General features: G+C 58.0%; 11 protein-coding genes. 5 read left to right on the plus strand and 6 right to left on the minus strand.

Features of this window, described 5'->3' with window-relative positions; genetic code table 11:
* The first annotated feature begins 31 nt into the window (after positions 1-31).
* Positions 32-1,393 carry a sodium-dependent transporter gene (locus tag BN1135_RS09435; RefSeq protein WP_042020571.1) on the plus strand — a complete coding sequence of 454 codons (1,362 nt, stop codon included), beginning with the start codon at positions 32-34 and terminating at the stop codon, positions 1,391-1,393.
* A gap of 69 nt (positions 1,394-1,462) precedes the next feature.
* Here the strand turns inward: BN1135_RS09435 and BN1135_RS09440 are convergent, their stop codons facing one another.
* Together BN1135_RS09440 and BN1135_RS09445 are read right to left on the minus strand one after the other, a co-directional pair.
* On the minus strand, positions 1,463-2,212 hold the full coding sequence (locus tag BN1135_RS09440) for a patatin-like phospholipase family protein (RefSeq protein ID WP_042020572.1): 750 nt from the start codon (positions 2,210-2,212) through the stop codon (positions 1,463-1,465).
* A 48-nt stretch (positions 2,213-2,260) separates the two neighbouring features.
* Positions 2,261-3,799 (minus strand): sensor domain-containing diguanylate cyclase, encoded by a 1,539-nt coding sequence (locus tag BN1135_RS09445; protein ID WP_042020573.1) that lies wholly within the window; start codon positions 3,797-3,799, stop codon positions 2,261-2,263.
* A gap of 198 nt (positions 3,800-3,997) precedes the next feature.
* On the opposite strand from BN1135_RS09445, the gene BN1135_RS09450 reads away from it, so the two are divergent.
* The 3 genes from BN1135_RS09450 (at position 3,998) to BN1135_RS09460 (ending at position 10,813) form a co-directional block, all read left to right on the plus strand.
* On the plus strand, positions 3,998-5,047 hold the full coding sequence (locus BN1135_RS09450; protein ID WP_042020574.1) for an efflux RND transporter periplasmic adaptor subunit: 1,050 nt from the start codon (positions 3,998-4,000) through the stop codon (positions 5,045-5,047).
* Complete coding sequence (locus BN1135_RS09455) at positions 5,047-8,163, plus strand: efflux RND transporter permease subunit (RefSeq protein ID WP_042020575.1); 3,117 nt, start codon at positions 5,047-5,049, stop codon at positions 8,161-8,163. Before BN1135_RS09450 ends, BN1135_RS09455 begins: the two co-directional genes overlap by 1 nt.
* A 220-nt stretch (positions 8,164-8,383) precedes the next feature.
* Complete coding sequence (locus BN1135_RS09460) at positions 8,384-10,813, plus strand: YgiQ family radical SAM protein (protein WP_042020577.1); 2,430 nt, start codon at positions 8,384-8,386, stop codon at positions 10,811-10,813.
* Between the two features lie 196 nt (positions 10,814-11,009).
* Here BN1135_RS09460 and BN1135_RS22075 read toward each other — a convergent pair whose 3' ends face one another.
* Both BN1135_RS22075 and BN1135_RS09465 read right to left on the minus strand, forming a co-directional pair.
* Complete coding sequence (locus tag BN1135_RS22075) at positions 11,010-13,004, minus strand: hypothetical protein (RefSeq protein ID WP_139245083.1); 1,995 nt, start codon at positions 13,002-13,004, stop codon at positions 11,010-11,012.
* A gap of 852 nt (positions 13,005-13,856) precedes the next feature.
* The gene (locus tag BN1135_RS09465; protein ID WP_042020579.1) at positions 13,857-15,113 is read right to left on the minus strand and encodes an adenylosuccinate synthetase; all 1,257 of its coding nucleotides are present in this window, start codon (positions 15,111-15,113) and stop codon (positions 13,857-13,859) included.
* A 170-nt stretch (positions 15,114-15,283) separates the two neighbouring features.
* Between BN1135_RS09465 and BN1135_RS09470 the strand changes: the two genes are divergently transcribed.
* Positions 15,284-16,198: a LysR family transcriptional regulator gene (locus BN1135_RS09470; RefSeq protein WP_042020581.1), complete on the plus strand. Its 915-nt coding sequence runs from the start codon at positions 15,284-15,286 to the stop codon at positions 16,196-16,198.
* Positions 16,199-16,327: 129 nt separating this feature from the next.
* Here the strand turns inward: BN1135_RS09470 and BN1135_RS09475 are convergent, their stop codons facing one another.
* Both BN1135_RS09475 and BN1135_RS09480 read right to left on the minus strand, forming a co-directional pair.
* On the minus strand, positions 16,328-17,761 hold the full coding sequence (locus BN1135_RS09475) for a TAXI family TRAP transporter solute-binding subunit (protein WP_042020582.1): 1,434 nt from the start codon (positions 17,759-17,761) through the stop codon (positions 16,328-16,330).
* 83 nt (positions 17,762-17,844) lie between these two features.
* Entirely contained in the window at positions 17,845-18,990 is a 1,146-nt protein-coding gene (locus BN1135_RS09480) for a MalY/PatB family protein (protein WP_042020584.1), read from the minus strand.
* Positions 18,991-19,179 lie beyond the last annotated feature (189 nt).

Here is a 19,179-nt window from a genome sequence, read left to right on the forward strand (position 1 = left end):
CTCGCATGATGCGAAATTAAGTGAGACAAGCATGAGTCAAACACCTCCCAAGGCCCGCGACGGCTTTACCAGTAAATTCGGCGTCCTTGCCGCTACCCTTGGTTCAGCCGTCGGCCTCGGCAATATCTGGAAATTCCCCTATCTGACCGGTGAAAATGGTGGCGCCAGCTTTTTGCTGGTCTACGTGATCGCGACCCTGCTGGTCGGTTTGCCGGTGATGATCTCCGAGATCATGCTGGGCCGCAAAAGCAAAACCGACGCGGTGACTACCCTGAGCAAGCTGGCTCCCAAGGGCCAACCCTGGTGGCTGATTGCGGTGATGGGGGTGCTGGCAGCCTTCCTGATCATGTCTTTTTACTCGGAAGTCGCGGCCTGGGTGTTTGCCTACATCTTCAAGGCGATCGACGGCTCCATTCTCTCCACCGATCCCAAGGTCACCGGCGCGGCGTTTGGCGCGCTGATCAGCAACCCGCTGCAGAGCCTGCTGTGGCAGTGGCTGGTACTGGCCCTGATGGGCGGCATCTTGTTGATGGGGGTCTCCAAGGGGATCGAAGCTGTTACCAAGAAGCTGATGCCGGTGCTCTTTATTCTGTTGTTGATCATTGGTGTCCGCAGTTTGACCCTGCCGGGGGCGAGCGAAGGTCTCTCCTTCCTCTTCTCGCCAGATTTCTCCAAGATCACCGCAGGGGTGGTGTTGACAGCCATGGGGCTGGCTTTCTTCAAGCTCTCCATCGGCATGGGCTGCATGATGACTTACGGCAGCTACTTCCGTGATGACCAGAATATTCCGGTCACCGCGTTCCGGGTGATGTGCGCCGACCTGTTCGTCTCCATGCTGGCCGGTATCGCCATCTTCCCGGCGGTGTTTGCCTTCGGATTCGAGCCGACCGCCGGTCCTTCGCTGCTGTTCATCACCATTCCGGCGGTGTTTGCCAGCATCCCGTTTGGCCATGTGTTCATGGTGCTGTTCTTCGTGCTGTCAGCCATCGCGGCTACCGGCGCCATGCTCTCCATTCTGGAAGTGCCGGTGTCGGTGCTCTCCGAGCGCTTCAAGATGAGCCGCCCCAAGGCGACCCTGATCAACCTGCTGGTGCTGGGTGCGGTCGGTTCCACCTGCGCGCTCTCCAATAACGTGCTGGCGGATGTGCAGATTGCGGGCAAGACCTTCTTCGATCTGTTCGACTACCTCTCCTCCAACATCCTGATGCCGCTGGGCGGTATCTTCCTCTGCCTGTTTGTGGGCTGGGTATGGGGCGAGGAGAAGATGCGCGATGCCCTGAGCAATGGCGGCGAGCTGGCTCTGCCAATCCTCAAGCCACTGTTCTTTATCATCCGTTACGTATCGCCGATGCTGATCCTGATCGTGATGCTCAAAGGGCTGGGGCTGTTCTAAACCCGCAGTTTGGTCATAGCAAAAGAGCGCCGCAAGGCGCTCTTTTTGTTGGTGCGATTGGCGTGAGGATCACAGCAATCCGAGGCGGCTCAGTTCATCCTTGAGCTGATCGAGGTTGCGCTCGACACAGGCTTCCCCCTCGTTGATGGCGCCGCTCATCACGCTCCACAGACCGGGCGTGGCGGGGGGCGTCTCCCCTCTATTGAGCCACTGACTGAGCAGGCCGCTGCTGCCCGGTTGATCCGGTTCATCGGTCCAGGGCTGGTGCATGTCAGTGTTGAGGTTGACCGCAATCACCACCTCGGCCCCCATGGCGCGGGCCAGCGAGATGGGCACCGGATTGACCACGGCGCCATCGACCAGCCAGCGGTCGTTGACCCGGGTCGGGGTCAGGATCCCCGGCATGCCGCAGGAGGCGCGCACCGACTGGCGCAGCGGGCCCTGTTGCAGCCAGATCTCGCGGCCGGTATCGAGTTCGGTAGCGACACAGGCGAAGGGGATAGGCAGGGACTCCAGCTCCGGGTTGCCCAGATGGTTGGCAGCAAGGCCAAACACCTTTTCGCCGCGAAACAGCCCGCCAGAGAGGGCGGGATCAAGCAGGCTGACCACCTGCAGGCGAGTAAAGCCGCGTACCCATGACTCCAGCCGATCCAGTTCTCCGGCGGCATACGCAGCACCAACAAAGCTGCCGATGGAGCAGCCAGCGATCAAGTCCGGTTTGATGCCGAGACGCTCAAGAGCGCGGATGACGCCGATGTGGGCCCATCCTCTGGCGGCACCGCTCCCGAGAGCGAGCCCTACGCGGGGTTTACGTGGCACGACTTTCCTCCAAAAAGGGTTGAAGCCATCAGCTTACGTCGAGAGTTATCAGGCGTCACCCTGCCATTTTTCGCTGCGGTTGCGGCCGTTAGCCTTGGCCTGATAGAGCGCCGCGTCGGCACGGCGCACCGCTTCCTGGAGCGGGGTGCCATCTGCGTGGGGGTGATAGCCGAGGCTGATGGTCACCGCCAGTGCAGGTTCAATGGCTGCCCAGTCATTACCGGCCACGGCTGTTCTGAGCCGCTCCGCCATGTCGGCGAGCTGCGTTTCGTTGCAATCGTTGACCAGCAGCAAAAACTCTTCGCCCCCCCAGCGGATCAGGCAGTCTTGTTTTCTTAGCTGTTGCTGACAGAGCTGCACCAGCCGGATCAGCACCATATCGCCCACCGCATGGCCGAAGTTGTCATTGACCCGTTTGAAGTGATCCGCATCGAACATCAGGATCCCCGGCCGCTGTCGCGTCAGCTCGCCCGACTGCTCCAGCTGCGCCAGATAGTGGCGGTTGAAGGCGCCGGTGAGGGCATCATGACAGGAGAGATAGTTAAGCCGCTGGTTGAGACGATGGGATCTCAGGTTGGAGAGCACCGCCAGCAGCATAAAGAGGATGGCGAGCAGGGGGGGCGCTGACTGGCAGAGCATGGCCCACGCCAGCGGCAGCAGGGTAACGCTGTGTACCAGCCGCAAGGGGGTGTCCGGGATCGCCAGGGTCAGTTGCAATGCCCCTTCCCGCCACTGGTACTCTGCGGTTGGCTCGGCGTTTTTCGGCACCACGGGCTGCGGCGTACTGCTGGCCAGCACCTGCTGGTACTGATTGAGCAGCAGATACTTGCCGAGTGCCGGAGTCAGGGTATTGAGTTGCTGCTGCAGGTGAGCAAGCAAGATATCGATGTTGATCATGCCGACCAGGGTGTCGTCTTGGTAGAGAGGCTGCGACAGGGTGATCATGGTGCCAAGGCCAGCGAAATCCTCGTAAGGGCGGGAGATGATGGTCGCTTTGGTCGGGTTGGGGGTGGCCAGTGCATCCTGCCAGGCGTGTTTTTCATAGATGTTGTAGGAAAACCGGTACCGACTGGAGGGGACCCAGGGGTAGAGATAGATGAAGTTATCCACCCCGGTGAAATAGACCCAGGCAATCTCTTTGCCCAAGCGTTGGCTGGCGGTGGCCAGCAAGGGGGAGAGGCTCAGGGCCAGATGCATACTCGCCTCCCGTTCGCTGCCCGGTGGCGGCAGCGGCCCCTCACCCGTTAGGTTACCCGCCAGTCCCGCAGGCAGCTCAGCGGGCAGATGGTCGAGCACCAGTCCCTGATCAGGCAGTGGCTGAATATGATGGTAGAGCTGGCGGGTGAGCACTGACTGGGGGTCGCTGCGCAGTCGCTCTTCGGCCTGACCGCGCATTGCCTCCAGAAATACCTCGGTCTGCTTGAACTGGTCCCGCAGGTAGATGGCGCTGTTGAGGGTATCGCTCTGGTAGAGGCGTTCTATCTGTTTCAGGCTTTGCCGCAGGGTCAGACCAACCAGCAGGATGACCAGTGCCAGCAGCAACAGGGTCAGGCGTGAGAGGGCGGTTCGGTCGGACATCATCGGCATAGGCAGGGATCTGTGTTTGCGAAGAAAAGTGTCGTTAGTGTATGTGAAGAAGACTGAAAACAAACTGAACTACACAAAGCGCAGTGATCTCGCCCCTCTCCTGTTACGTTTTGTCACATTTATACATAGTTACGGCATAGTATGGGGCTAAAATGGCCCCAATCTGGATTTACCTTCCAACTCTTCATGGATCGTTCGATGAAAATGCGTATCTGGCTCGGTGTGGGCCTTTTCTTGATTGTGATTGCTGCTGTCTGGACGATGCGCCACAGCCAACCCGCCGCCAAAGCCCCGACCAGAGAGGTCAATATTCGTAGCCAAACGGTCGCGCAGAGCCTGGCCGAGCCGACCCTCAAACTGGTGGGCAAACTGGTTGCCAACAATTCGGTGGTGATCAGCCCCGAGGTGACCGGTCGCATCGTCAAGATCGCGGTGCAGTCGGGTCAGCAGGTCAACCAGGGCGATACCCTGATTGCGCTGGATACCGGCAAGCAGCAGGCGGCGGTGGCTGAGCAGAGTGCCAGCCTGCGGGATGAAAATCGCAAGCTGGGGGAGATGCGTAAACTGGTCGCCCGTGGCGCCGTGACCCAATCTCTGCTGGATGGGCAGGAGGCCATGGTGGCGCAGGTGCAGGCGCGCCTCGATGCCGCCCGTTATGAGCTCTCCCTGCGCACCTTGCGGGCGCCGTTTGCCGGCACCGTGAGCCTGATTGATCTCAGCGAAGGGGCGTTGGTCAACAGTGGCGATACCCTGCTGCATCTGGACGAGATCGACAAACTGCGCCTCGATCTGGCGGTGCCAGAGCGTTACCTCTCCCTGCTGCGGCCGGGCATGGCGGTCACCGCCACCAGTACCGCCTGGCCGGATCAACACTTTAGCGGCACCCTCACTACTCTGGATAGCCGCGTTTCCAACGATACCCAGAATATCAAGGCGCGGGTGATGATCCCCAATGGCAGCGGCCAGCTGCGTCCGGGCATGCTGCTCAACGTGGCGCTGGCACTGCCCGCCCAGCAACTCACTCTGATCCCCGCCCAGTCGGTGGAGTACGCCGGTGAGCAGCGCTTTGTTTACCGTCTCGAGGCCGATGGCCGGGTCAAACGGGTGCCGGTGGTGCTCGGCGAGACCGAAGGGGAGACCGTCTGGGTCACCGAGGGGCTGAAAGTCGGCGATCGCATCGTGGTCGAGGGCTTGGTCAATCTGCGTGATGGGGTGCAGGTGCGCGATCTGGCCGAGGTGAACGGCTGATGTGGCTCTCCGATATTTCAGTACGCCGCCCGCTGGTGGCGGTAGTGCTCAGCGCCCTGCTCACCGTGTTCGGGCTGGTGGCTTTTTCCAAGTTGACGGTACGGGAGATGCCCGATGTGCAGACCCCGTCGGTCTCTATCACCACCACCTATGAGGGGGCGGCACCCTCGGTGATGGAGAGTCAGGTCACCAAGCCCATCGAGGATCAGCTCTCCGGCATCAGCGGCATCAAGAACATCAACTCCATGACCCGCAAGGGGCGCTCGATGATCACCGTCGAGTTCAAGCTCGGCTGGAACATGGTGGAGGGGATCTCCGATGTGCGCGATGCCCTTTCCCGCGCCCGGCCACGGCTGCCCGATGACGTGGACGAGCCGCTGGTGACCAAGGACAGCGGCAGTGGCGATGTGGCGATCTGGCTCAACTTCAGCAGCAGCCAGATGGATCGCACCGCCATGACCGACTACGCCAACCGGGTGCTGGTCGACCCCCTGAGTCTGGTGGACGGAGTGAGCGAAGTGGCGCTCTCCGGTGACCTGACCCAGGTGATGTATGTGCGGCTGCGGCCCGCCGACATGGCGGCCCGTGGCATCACTGTGGCGGATGTGGAAGATGCCCTCAAACGGGAGAACATCGAGCTGCCGGGTGGCGAGATCCGCAACAACTCCATGACCATGGCGGTGCAGATCGCCCGTCTCTACCACACAGCGGAAGACTTCCAGCAGCTGCAAGTCACCACAGCCGCCAACGGCCAGAGCGTCTATCTGGCCGATATCGCCGACGTGGAGGTGGGGGCCAAGAACGAAGACAGCGCCTATCAGCGCAACGGCAAAGAGAGTCTGGGTATCGGCATCGTCGCCCAGTCCACCGCCAACCCGCTAGCGGTGGCGCAGGGGATTGAGAAGAAACTTGGCGAGATGCAGCGCTTCCTGCCGGAGGGGGCCAAGCTCGAGGTCGATTACGACTCAACCATCTTTATCAAGCAGGCCATCGACGAGGTGTACGAGACCCTGGCCATCTGCGCCGTGCTGGTGGTGGCGGTGCTCTATCTGTTCCTCGGGCAGGCCCGCACCACGCTGATCCCGGCCATCACTGTACCCGTGTCCCTGATCTCCGCCTTTATCGGCGCCTGGTACTTTGGCTTTTCCATCAACCTCATCACCCTGCTGGCGCTGATTCTGGCCATCGGCTTGGTGGTGGATGATGCCATCGTGGTGGTGGAGAATATTCACCACCATCTGCAGCGGGGTGAACCACCGCTGCTGGCCGCCTGGCACGGCACCCGCGAGGTGGGCTTTGCGGTGATCGCCACCACCGCCGTGCTGGTGATGGTGTTTGTCCCCATCGCCTTTATGGATGGCATGGTGGGGCGGCTCTTTACCGAGTTTGCGATCCTGCTTTCGCTGGCAGTGCTCTGCTCCTCGCTGGTGGCGCTGACTCTCACCCCGGCCATGGGCTCCTGGCTGATGCGCCCGCTCGATAAACCGAACCGGCTGACCGCCGGGCTCGATCGCGGGCTCGGTTGGCTGGAGGGGCATTATCGCCACCTGCTGGGTTGGGTGCTGCGTCGCTCCCGCTGGATGCCGTTGCTGTTGCTGCTCTGTCTGGGCGGTATCGGTGCCCTGTTTACCCAGCTGCCGACCAGCCTCACCCCCACCGAGGATCGCGGTGTCATCTATGTCTTCGTCAAGGGGGCAGAGGGGACCAGCATCGAGCGGATGAAGCGCAACATGCAGCAGGTGGAGTCCGCCATCATGCCGATGCTCGGCAAAGGGGTGGTGCAGGCGCTGAGCTTCAGTACACCCGCCTTTGGCCGTGGCGGCGATCAGACCGGTATGGTGATCATCCAGCTCACCGACTGGGCCGATCGCGACGTCACTGCCACCGAGTTTTCCCGTTCGCTCGGCGCCAAGCTCTCCGGCATTCCCGATGTGATGATCCGCACCTTCCAGCCCGGTTTCCGGGGCGGCTCCACCGCGCCAGTGCAGTTTGTGCTGCAGGGTAACGACTATGGCGAGCTCTACCAGCAAGGGTTGGCACTGCAAAAGGCGGCGCTGGCCAGCGGCCTGATGCTGAGCCCGGATCTCGACTATGCCGAGAAGACCCCCGAGCTGCAGGTGACCATCAATCGCGACAGCGCCAGCCAGCTTGGCATTCCGGTCTCCACCGTGGCCAACAGCTTGCAGACCTTGCTGGGCGGGGCGAGCAAGACCACCTATGTGGACAGGGGCGAGGAGTATGACGTCTACCTGCGCGGCAATCAGACCGAGTTCAACGGCATCTCGGATCTCGGTCGCATCTACCTGAAGGCCGCCAACGGCGAGATGGTCAGTCTCTCGACTCTGGCCACCGTCAAGCAGGTGGCGACCGCCAACCGCCTCAACCACTACCAGCGCCAGAAGGCGATCACCCTGACTGCCGATGTGCACCCGGATCACACCCTCGGTGAGGCCCTCGATTTCCTCGATGGCTGGGCCAACGCCAACCTGCCCACCGGCATGACGGTGGATTACGCCGGTGATTCCAAGGATTACCGCGACAATCAGGGGGAGATGGTGCTGGTGTTCGGCCTCGCCCTGCTGGTGGTCTATCTGGTGCTGGTGGCCCAGTTCGAGAGCACCCTGACCCCGGCGGTGGTGATGGTGACGGTGCCGCTCGGTATCTTCGGTGGCCTGCTCGGCCTCTGGCTAACGGGGCAGGAGATGAGCATCTACAGCCAGATCGGGATGATCATGCTGATCGGCATGGTGACCAAGAACGGCATCCTGATCGTCGAGTTCATCAACCAGCTGCGCCAGCGGGGGGAAGGGTTCGAGGAGGCGATCATCGCAGGCTCGGTGCGCCGTCTGCGCCCAATCCTGATGACCTCGCTGACCGCCATTATCGGCGCGGTGCCGCTGATGCTCTCCATGGGGGCGGGCTACGAGAGCCGGATGGCGGTGGGTACCGTGGTCTTCTTCGGGCTGTCGTTGGCAACCCTGGTCACCCTGCTGGTGGTGCCCGCTATCTATCATCTGCTGGCGCGCCGCGCCGGAATGACCGGCGCGCGGGATCAGCAAGTGGACGAAGCGCTGGCCGCCAAGGGGGCAGGGGAGTCGCACCCTCCGGCGCTCTGATCAGCGCCTTGGCCTGAACTCTGGCCTGAACCCTGACCTGAATCCTGACTTGAACCCAAGCGGGGCCAGTTGTCAGCCTCATCATCACAAGGGCGCCTGCGGGCGCCCTTGCTATTGCTGGCTGCGGCCTATTCCGCGGTATCTATAGGGACAAAAAGCCATCGCTCCCCTTGGCCGCAACCGGTATAATGCGCGACCCGAATTTTTCCAGGTGTTCAAAATGCAGCCGGTACCCAACCTTTTCTCCTATCCCCGCTATTGGGCCGAGTGCTACGGCACGGCGCCCTTCCTGCCCATGTCCCGCAAAGAGATGGACAAGCTGGGTTGGGACAGCTGCGATGTCATTCTGGTGACCGGGGATGCCTATGTGGATCACCCGAGCTTCGGCATGGCGGTGATTGGCCGCATGCTGGAATCCCAGGGCTTTCGGGTCGGCATCATCGCCCAGCCGGACTGGTCATCGAAGGATGACTTTATGCGCCTTGGCAAACCGAACCTCTTCTTCGGGGTGACCGCGGGCAACATGGACTCCATGATCAACCGCTACACCTCCGACAAGAAGCTGCGCCACGACGACGCCTACACCCCGGGGGATGTGGGCGGCAAGCGGCCGGATCGCGCCACCCTGGTCTATACCCAGCGCTGCAAAGAGGCGTTCAAAGAGGTGCCGGTGCTGATTGGCGGCATCGAGGCATCCCTGCGCCGCATCGCCCACTACGACTACTGGTCCGAGACCATTCGTCGCTCCATCCTGCTTGATGCCAAGGCCGATATCCTGATTTACGGCAACGCCGAGCGGCCGCTGATCGAGGTGGCCCACCGCATCGCAGCGGGGGAGAGCATCGACACCATGCAGGATATTCGCGGCACCGCCGTGATCCGCAAGGAGCCGCTGCCGGGCTGGAAAGGGGTGGATTCAAGCAAGCTCGACCAGATTGGCCGCATCGATCCCATCATGAACCCCTATATGGAAGGGGCCCCCTGCTCGGATGACGCCACCGACGCGGCCCCTGCGGCGCAAGAGGCCCAGCCGATGCTGGTGCAGCCGCCCAAGCCCAAGCCGTGGGAGCTGACCTATGTCAAGCTGCCAGCGTTCGAGCGGGTCAAAGAGGACAAGGTGCTCTATGCCCACGCCTCGCGCATTCTGCACCACGAGACCAACCCCGGCTGTGCTCGCGCCCTGTCGCAGGCCCACGGCGATCGCATCATCTGGGTCAACCCGCCCGCCTTCCCGCTGGAAACCGACGAGATGGATGGCGTGTTCGGCCTGCCCTACCAGCGGGTGCCGCACCCGGCCTATGGCAATGAGAAGATCCCGGCCTTCGAGATGATCAAGACCTCGGTCAACATCATGCGCGGCTGCTTTGGCGGCTGCTCCTTCTGCTCCATCACCGAGCACGAAGGGCGCATCATCCAGAGCCGCTCGGAAGAGTCGATCTTGAAAGAGATCGAAGATATCCGCGACAAGGTGCCCGGCTTTACCGGCGTCATTTCGGATCTCGGCGGCCCCACCGCCAACATGTACAAGCTGCGCTGCCAGAGCCCCAAGGCCGAGCAGACCTGTCGTCGTGCCTCCTGTGTCTGGCCCACCATCTGCGCCCACATGGACACCGACCACACCCCGACCATCAACCTCTATCGCAAGGCGCGTGACCTCAAGGGGATCAAGAAGATCCTGATCGCCTCCGGGGTGCGTTACGACATCGCGGTGGAAGATCCCCGTTATATCAAGGAGCTGGCCAAGTACCACGTTGGCGGCTACCTCAAGATTGCACCGGAACACACCGAGGAGGGGCCGCTCTCCAAGATGATGAAGCCGGGCATGGGCAGCTACTACCAGTTCAAGGAGCTGTTCGACAAATACTCGAAAGAGGCGGGCAAGCAGCAGTACCTGATCCCCTACTTCATCTCCGCCCACCCGGGCACCACCGATGAAGACATGGTGAATATGGCGCTGTGGGTCAAAGAGAACCGCTTCAAGCTCGATCAGGTGCAGAACTTCTACCCGTCGCCGCTGGCCAACGCTACCACCATGTATTACACCGAGAAAAACCCGTTAAACAAGGTGAGCCGTACCGGTGGCGATGTGTTCGTGGTCAAGGGTGAACGCCGTCGCCGCCTGCACAAGGCGCTGCTGCGCTACCACGATCCGGCCGGTTGGCCGATGATCCGCGAAGCCCTGCTCGCCATGGGCAAGGGCCACCTGATTGGCAATGGCCCCGGCTGTCTGGTGCCGCCAGAAGGGCGTGGCGAGGCGGTGGCCTCACGCAGCACCAACAAGGGGCTGAAACCGGCCCTGACTCGCCATAGCAACATCAGTCACCAGCGTGGCAATGGTGGTAATGGTACGGGTAACAAGGCCACTGGTGGCCAGAGCAACGGACGTGGCACCAGTGCTGCCCGCAGCGAGGCTGGCGCAGCTAATGCCCCGGCGGCCAGCAAACATGGCGGCAAGGCGGGCAATGGCAAACCGGTTGGTAGCCAGTTGCAGAAAGGGGCAGGCAACGGCAAGCCCGCAGCTCCAGATGCTAAACCGGCAGGGCAGGGGAAACCCGCTCACAAGGGCAAGGCGCCAACCCGCGCTGGCTCTGTCAAACCGGGTGCCAAACCTGCGGCCAAAGGGAATGGCGCCAAGCGACCTGCTCGGTAATATTTCCTGACTGGAAAGCGATATAAAATAAAAAGGCGACCGGATGGTCGCCTTTATTGATATGAGAGTATGAAGATGGAATTGTTTTGACCGAAATCTACGAGAACTGATGTTAGGGTTATTATATTTGTACATTTTGCATCTAAGATGATGGTGTTCTCGCTGAGTTATATTGTCAAAAATAAACTAAATCATTTCATTTACTATAGATACGTTGATATTTTTGCTGTTCAGATTCGCCATTGTTAACGTTTCCATATTTTTCTGCATGTTGCTTGCAACAACTACCACATTTGCAGATATACAGGCCTTCATCACACTGCGCTGTTAAATCTCTACTGTCTATTATATTGTAACACTTATAGTTTAAACAGTGGTTAATGTAATAATTATTACCACATTGAATACAATCTGGATTATTGCAATGAAACACAGTGGCGCGATAAGCTGCATGGGTCGGTTTCATTACAAAATCATTTTTGTACTCGTCATAGATCAACGTTTCTGTCTTTGCATATTTTTTATTTGCGGTCATCAGTACACCACACTGGCGGCAGTGTAAGCGGGTATAGATCTCTCTTACTCGATTAAGATAACCTGCCAACTTAACCGCAAAATCAATTTTTAACGGCTTGTTTTCCGATGAATAACTATAGCCGTAGTGTGCTAACCAATCGTAAAAACTATAATCTAAAAAATGGCGTTCTAAATATGGTGTAAATTGAGGGTCGCCACAACGCTTCGAACGGCAAAGAAATATATTTGGATCATAATTTCCTGTGTTAATTATTTGCTTGTAAGTCATCAATTCTGTATTGATTTTTTTACCTTTGCGATTATAAGCGACATTATATTTATTATAGTTTGCCTCTGTTTCACTTTCTGTTTCGGTTCTCCAGTAAAAGGCTTCACACGAAAGTCTAATGCCAGAGTCATTTCCCGCCATCAACTTTGACATTCTTGAACAAGAAGGGAATAGTGATAATATTGCTGGATTATTGATATCAAAGCGCTTATTTTGCAAGGCAATCCATACCTCATTAAATATAGTATTGGCTACCTGCTCTAACGGTTTTCTGGCGTGTAGCAAGGGAAGTGCTTTAGTTAAGATAAATACTTCAGGGTCATTTGCTACTGAGGTTTTATAAAATCCTTCTATAATAGGGCGAAACTCCTTTTTATAAAACTTATGTTTAATCTGTGCCTTTAGAAATAAATCTCGTACTAAAGGATGGTGGCTAAAATCAGCCATGGTGGGATAAAGTGAATGATAGGCTTCCCAAACGAGCGGTGCTACGTGAGTTGATTCGATACCTTTATATAACTCTTTAACCATAATAGCTAAATTATCGTGATACTTTGCTATCACTTGCGGTATATCTAGCACCCTATACAGGCTCAGATAGAGGATGCTATTAAATGACAGGTGATCGATAAGATTACCCGTTATTTTTACAAGTATTGAAGGCTCTGCGTCAATAGATGTACCTGTCAAAGCATTAAGCCATGCTTTAAACTCCACTATATTTTTTTCAATAAAATTAGCACTAAAAAAACATGGCGAAATGTATGCTAAGATTTTTGAAAAACCTTCAGTTTGTACGATTTTTTCAATGACTGAGCGTGATATTAGTTCTAATGGAATGCCGGAGTTTAGTGCATCGGCTAAGCTATAATCTTCAACGTATTTATCAATTGTTTGGCTTGTCACCCAATCTAGCAAATAGTGCTGTGATACAAATTCCTTAAAGCCAAGAGATAATGCCAAGTTATCGATGTGTGATTTAAAATTAGTCGCAACATTTTTGCCATAGCAACCATTATAGATTTTCAATAAGTATTTTTTAAATGCTTCTTGTCGCAGCAATGATGATTGCTTTGATTCTTTTAAATATTTAAATGCAATTATAGGAATATGTATATCTTCGACTTTGAATAAAAACACATCATTAGCGCAAGGCTTACCATTGTTACCTTTGATTTGGCGATACAATACGATGTCCTCATTATTTAATGAGGGGGTGTTAAATAACGCATCTCGGTGAACATAGATATCATCACCAATCAAAGAAGAGATAAATCCAAAGTTATTATCTCTTTCTTTTTGTCTGTTATATCCACCAAACCATTTAACTTGTCCCAGTTGCCATTCGCTGCTAGGGCCAAGTTTTTTGATATCTATGTCACTCATCATGATTTCCATATTAAAAATTACCCGACATTTAGCGATCAATAGATACATTGAAAATATTGGGAGAGATTTTAGACAAACTCATATTTCTGTGGTTCGAATTTGTTGCATTTCACTATGCTCGGTACCAACCAACCAACCAACCAACCAACCAACCAACCAAAAACAAGTTACTGCCCGTGGATTACAGATTCCAACATGCTTCATTAACCATCCCGTATGTTGGGCTAAAAATCGTAGGTTGGTGCTGAATGAAGTGAAGCCCAACGTTTACCGAGAAATGTAACTGGAGTTTGTTTTACCGAACTGCGACATCCATGTTTATCCCGCTCTGGTTGGCGCAATAATACTCGCCTGTTGGGCTTCGCTGCGCTCTGCGCCAACCTACGAAAATGAAAGACGCTACCGCCCGTGGATCACAGCTTCCAATATGCTCCCTTGACCCGCGCTGGCAGTAACCCATCGCAGCTCAACAGGTTCTGTATGGCTATGGTAAGCCAAACGAAACTGCTTAGGTGAGCCATAAAGTGATACAGCCATCAGAAATGTCTCGTTTTTTGACCGGCATCAAACTCTCTTGCTCCCGTTTCCATCCCTCCGTCCCGACATCTGGGACACCCACATTTTTGACCGCACTTTTTGATTGCTGTGTGCATCCCGTATGTTGGGTTAAAAATCGTAGGTTGGTGCTGAACGAAGTGAAGCCCAACGTTGACCTGGCAGTGCAGGGCGCTTGGCTTGCGCCATTGCATCGGGTGAGCATCGGATGACCCAAGGGCGAGAGCTAAATGGCAGCCATAAAAAAACCGGCATCATGGATGCCGGTTTTTTGTTTGACGATGAGCGGGCTGCTTAGCGCAGGATCATCTCGTCACGGCCCGGGCCGACGGAAACCATCGGAACCGGCACACCCAGCAGTGCTTCAATGCGCAGCACGTAGTTCTGAGCGGCTTTAGGCAGGCTTTCGAAGGTGCGGCAGCCGGTGATGTCTTCACTCCAGCTTTCCATCACTTCGTAGACAGGCTTGAGGGCTGCAGTCTGTGGCCAGATCGGGTTCTCGGTGTGAGCACCTTCATAAGCGACGCAGATCTTCAGATCCGGCAGGCCGGTCAGGCAGTCCAGCTTGGTCAGGGCAACTTCGGTCGCCGCTTGCAGCTCAACACCGTTCTTGGTGGCGACGGCATCGAAGTAGCCAACGTCACGGGGACGACCGGTGGTAGCACCGAACTCGTTGGTGATCTTGCGGAACTCGTCCTGGTTCTCCATGGCGGTCAGCAGGGTGCCGGTACCGACAGAGGAGCTGAATGCCTTGGCCACGGCGATGATGCGCTCTGGGCGCAGTGCCGGCAGGCCGCCACCGATACCGGCATAAGCACCGGAAACGTGGGAGGAGGTGACCCATGGGTACTCACCATAGATGAGGTCACGGCCAGCACCCAGCTGCGCTTCGAACAGCAGGGTCTTGCCTTCTGCCTGCAGCGCTTTGAGCGGCATGCTGACGTTGCAAACGGCGTCGATCCACGGTGCAGAGACTTCCAGCAGCCAGTCGGCCATCTCTTGGGCGGTCTGGGTGAATTCGAAGGTCGGATAGATAGCCTTCATCTGCGGCAGTTTCCAGTCCAGCATGAACTGGATGCGCTCGACCAGTACGTCCGGCTGCTTCAGCCAGCCAACCAGGATCGCTTTCTTCATCACGCGATCGCCGTAGGCAGGAGCAATACCTTGACGGGTAGAGCCATAGGCGCCATCGCCCAGACGCAGCTCTTCCAGGGTATCTTCCAGCGCGTGCAGCGGCAGGCAGAGGGTTGCGCGATCAGAGATTGCCAGCTTCGGAGTCACGCCGGAGGCTTTGACTTCATCAAGCTCAACGGTCAGTTTCTCTGGGCTGATCACCATGCCAGGGCCGAGAACAACCAGGCAATCCGGGCTGAATACGCCACTGGGGATTTGGTGCAGCTTGAATGTGCCAAGATCGTTGACCACGGTGTGGCCAGCGTTGTTGCCGCCCTGGAAGCGAATGCTGGCGCCAGCTTGACCTGCCAGATAATCAACGATGCGGCCTTTGCCTTCATCACCCCAGTTAGCACCTACGACTACGATAGACGACATGACTCTTTCTCCTAAGACGTTAGGCGTCCATCCTAGGAGCCTGATGCGGATTAGAAAAATTAATTATTTTTATAATTCCGATAAGAAAGCCATATAATGGTGGCCAATTAAGCGGCAAACGGCCCAATTTTGCCGTGCAGACCGCGTCAATAGCGGGTTGAGGGACTCTTATGCTGGATATTCACTGGCTGCAAACCTTTGTCACCCTGGCCAGATTGCAACATTTTGGCCAAACCGCCACCGAGCTGCACATGACCCAGCCCAATGTCAGCCTGCATCTCAAGCGGCTGGAGCAGGCGACCCGGGTGCGGCTGATCGAGCGCAGCCCGTTTCGGCTGACGCAGGCGGGGGAGCGATTGCTGCAAAGTGCCGAGCGCACCATCGCCGAGCTGCAGCTCTGTCAGTCCGATCTCAATGCGCTCAATCAGTTGAGTCAGGGCACGCTGGCCATCGCCGCCAGTGACATCATCTCGCGGCTGTTGCTGATCCAGCCGTTCCAGCGCTTCAAGCGGGAGTTTCCCGGCATCGATCTCACCCTGTTCAACACTACCTCGGATCAGGCCGCCGAGCTGGTCAAGGCGGGCAAGGCGGATCTGGGCTTCGTGATGGCGCAAAAGCGCAGCGAGCCGCTGTTCTATACCGAGCTGCAGCAGGTGACCTGGTGTGCGCTGGGCCACGGGCTGGCACGTTGGCAAGAGCGGGCCATCGCGGGAGAGAGCGATCCCCTCGATGAGCCGACCCTGATCTTGTTGGGTCATGACACCCGTACCCGGGCGGTGATCGATCCGTCCCTGCCGCTGCTGGCCTTGCCCCCCTGCCGCATCATGGAGGTGGGCAGCGTGGATGCCCAGCTCGATTGGGCCGAGGCCGGCTTTGGCGTCGCCATAGTGCCGGATTTTTCCTTGCATCCGCGCCTCAACCTGACTGCGCCGGTCACCAGCCTGAGCGATTTTCCCGGCACCAGTCTGGGCTATGTGGTGCGTCAGAATCAGGTGCTGTCGCGGGCCATCAAGCAGTTGTTGCACTGGGTGGAGGAGGAGATCCAGAAGCCCAATCCCTATCTGACCCGGGGTGGGGCGCAGTAGCAGGGCAGTCAGGTTGCGCGACAATATCTACAAGCCAATTGTCACGAGTCACAAGCCAATTAGCGCAAGTGGGCACTCACAATCAGGGCAGCCGAGGCTGCCCTGATGCATTTCTCTGTGCTGCCCGATTCAGGGTTGCAGCGGCGCTGCTGCGCTGGTGGTGGGTGAGAGGGGTGCGTCAGTTTTATCCTGCGGTGGGGTTTCGCTAGCAACCGCGCTGCTGGCCGGCTGTTTTTCCTGCTCTTGCGGCGCACTGGCCGCAGAAGCGCTCTGTGGCAACTGGGTCGAAACGGCTGCCGATGCAGCAGGAGCGGTTGGCGCAGCGGCGGAGGCCGGGGGGATCAGGCTGGCGTTGGTCACAACCTCGGTGGCTGGCGTTGTCAGCTCAGGGGTAACCTCGAGAGCGGCCTCGGGCAAGGGGGCGCTCTCGGTGGCCAGCGCTGCGCTCCCGGTGGCCAGTGCTGCGCTGCTGGTGGCGGTGGCATCCGATGGGATGTCGGGAAGGGTTGTCGTCCCTTCGGCGGCACTGGCCTGTGCCGCCGTTTGCTCTGCACCTGAGGTCAACGGCGCCACTGTTAACTGTTCTGGCGCTAATTGCTCGGGGGTCAGTGATACCGGCTCGGGTGGCTGATCCGACATCCCCGGGTGCAAAGGCAGCTCGGTTTGGGCCTGCAACTGCTCGGGGGTTACCTTGCTCAAGGCTGGATGGAGGCGGCTGAACTGCTTGACCCGGGCCAGCAGGGTATCGCGCACCGTACGAACGATGGGGTCCGGCAAGCTGTCCAGCGTCACCAGTTCGGCACTCATCCCGATATTGTTGAGAGAGCTGGTCTGCCCCGGATAGAGGTTGGCCGCGATGCGGCTGCGCTGGTAGTAGGGATGACGTTTGAGCAGCTTGTCGACCTGCTCCCCTTCGATGGGGATGAGGCGAACTTTGCAGCGATTGATGAGATCGCCAATAGAGAGGCTGGGATGACCCTCGACCACAAAGGCGGCATCCAGCGAGCCATCACACAGCCCTTCCAGTGGTTCACTGTTCGACTTGAGCTGGTAGGCGACAAACTGCCCCGGCTGCCACCCCATGGCCGCCATCAGGGCCTTGCTGGTGATCTGTTCACCGGTGCCGGGGTTGCCCGGATAGACCCGCTTCCCTTCGATATCCGCCAGGGTGGTGATGCCGCTATTGGGGGCGGCCAGCAGGGTCAGCGACTCCTGATAGAGACGAAACAGACTGCGCAGCTCATGGTTGGCGCCCTGCCCGCTGAAGGGGCCGCTGCCGTGCAGGGCGTGATGCAACACATCGGACTGCACCAGCGCCAGCTGTACTTCCCCCTTGTTCAACGCCTTGAGGTTGGCCATGGAGCCACGGGTGCTCTGCACGGTGCAGCTGTCCCCATGGAGGGCATGGCCGGCATTGAGCACCCGGCAGATGGCACCGCCAGTCGGGTAGTAGACGCCATTGAGCGGGCCGGTGCCTATGGTCAGTGCCTGGCTGCTCAGGGGGAGCAGCGCAGGTAGCGCACAGAGGGGAAGAATAAGGTGACGCAAGATCCGTAGAGACATAATTGACCGTTAACTGAGTTGAGCTGTGGCTGACGATGCCGGGTAACAAAGGATGGGGCTGACCCCATCCCGTTGCCGCTTGACTAGGGCTTGCTGTGGTTGAGGATCGCCCCTTCCATCCGCGCCAGCGCGTCGGTCAGCCGTGCCCTGGTGCAGCCGAAGTTGAGCCGCACGAACTGGCCGTCGCCAAATTGGGCACCCGGTGAGAGACCGACTCCGGCCTGCTCGAAGAAGGCGATGGGGTCGGCAAGGCCAAGGGCGCTCACATCGATCCAGGCCAGATAAGTAGCCTGATGGCTGGCCAGCTTGACGCCGGGCCAGCGGGCAACCGCCTGCTGGATCTGGGCCAGATTGGCCGCCAGATAGTCGAGTTGCTCGGTCAACCACTGCTCGCCACCCTCATAGGCTGCTTCGGCGGCGACAAAGCCCAGCAGGTTGACATCGGCGCTGATGCCGCGCATCGCCTGCTGCAGCCGGAAGCGCAGACGGGCGTTGGGGATGATGGCGAAGGAGCAGCACAGACCGGCGATATTGAAGGTCTTGCTCGGGGCCATCATCACCGCGCAGCGTTCGGCCGCTTCTGGACTGATGGCGCCGTAGGGAATGTGGCGGGCATTTTTATCCAGCAGCAGATCGCAGTGGATTTCATCGGAGCAGATCACCAGATTGTGGCGCGCGGCGATGGCATCGATGGCCAGCAGTTCGTCACGGGTGAAGATGGTGCCGCCCGGGTTGTGGGGGTTGCAGAGCAGTAGCAGATCTGCGGCGGGGGCCTGACGCTCCAGCTCTGCCAGATCCAGCACCCAGCGGCCTGCCTCTTCAATCATCGGCACTGTGAGCAGCGGACGGTCGTTGAAACCGGGGGCCTGCAGGAAGGGGTAATAGACCGGCTTGGGAGTGATAATGCCGCGGCCATTCTGGCTCCACGCCTTGCAGGCGAGGTTGAGCCCGGGCACTACGCCCGGCAGGAACACCAGCCATTCGGGCTCGATAGCCCAGCCATAGCGGGTCGCCATCCGTTCGATAATGAGTTCGATCAGGCGCGGCGAGGGGCGCGAGTAGCCAAAAATGCCGTGGGCAACCCGGGCGGTCAGCGCCTCGACCACCGCAGGGGGGGAGGCAAAGTCGGTATCGGCAACCCACATGGGCAGCACATCCTGATCCTTGTACTTGTCCCACTTCAGGCTCATGGTGCCACTGCGCTCTATTTCCCGATCAAAATCAAACATGCGAACTCCTTGTGCTGGTCGGATGGGGGTTCACTCTACGGGGTCACGGCCCGAGTCGCAAGGCGTACACAGTCCCATGCCAGCTGATGTAATCCTTGGGCAAACCTTGAGCCAGCTGTTGATAATGACATAAGATATGTGCCGCTATTTTATACGGCCGTAGTCAGTTGGCCCGCCTTTTTCCTTCCA

The sequence above is a fragment of the Aeromonas sobria genome (genome assembly GCF_000820145.1).
GTDB lineage: Bacteria > Pseudomonadota > Gammaproteobacteria > Enterobacterales > Aeromonadaceae > Aeromonas > Aeromonas sobria.

What these genes read in the sequence shown, in the direction of transcription:
- BN1135_RS09475 (WP_042020582.1), bottom strand. Translation starts at nt 17,761, where the DNA reads ATGTCTCTACGGATCTTGCGTCACCTTATTCTTCCCCTCTGTGCGCTA.
- BN1135_RS09465 (WP_042020579.1), bottom strand. Translation starts at nt 15,113, where the DNA reads ATGTCGTCTATCGTAGTCGTAGGTGCTAACTGGGGTGATGAAGGCAAA.
- BN1135_RS09445 (WP_042020573.1), bottom strand. Translation starts at nt 3,799, where the DNA reads ATGCCGATGATGTCCGACCGAACCGCCCTCTCACGCCTGACCCTGTTG.
- BN1135_RS09435 (WP_042020571.1), top strand. Translation starts at nt 32, where the DNA reads ATGAGTCAAACACCTCCCAAGGCCCGCGACGGCTTTACCAGTAAATTC.
- BN1135_RS09460 (WP_042020577.1), top strand. Translation starts at nt 8,384, where the DNA reads ATGCAGCCGGTACCCAACCTTTTCTCCTATCCCCGCTATTGGGCCGAG.
- BN1135_RS22075 (WP_139245083.1), bottom strand. Translation starts at nt 13,004, where the DNA reads ATGAGTGACATAGATATCAAAAAACTTGGCCCTAGCAGCGAATGGCAA.
- BN1135_RS09455 (WP_042020575.1), top strand. Translation starts at nt 5,047, where the DNA reads ATGTGGCTCTCCGATATTTCAGTACGCCGCCCGCTGGTGGCGGTAGTG.
- BN1135_RS09450 (WP_042020574.1), top strand. Translation starts at nt 3,998, where the DNA reads ATGAAAATGCGTATCTGGCTCGGTGTGGGCCTTTTCTTGATTGTGATT.
- BN1135_RS09470 (WP_042020581.1), top strand. Translation starts at nt 15,284, where the DNA reads ATGCTGGATATTCACTGGCTGCAAACCTTTGTCACCCTGGCCAGATTG.
- BN1135_RS09480 (WP_042020584.1), bottom strand. Translation starts at nt 18,990, where the DNA reads ATGTTTGATTTTGATCGGGAAATAGAGCGCAGTGGCACCATGAGCCTG.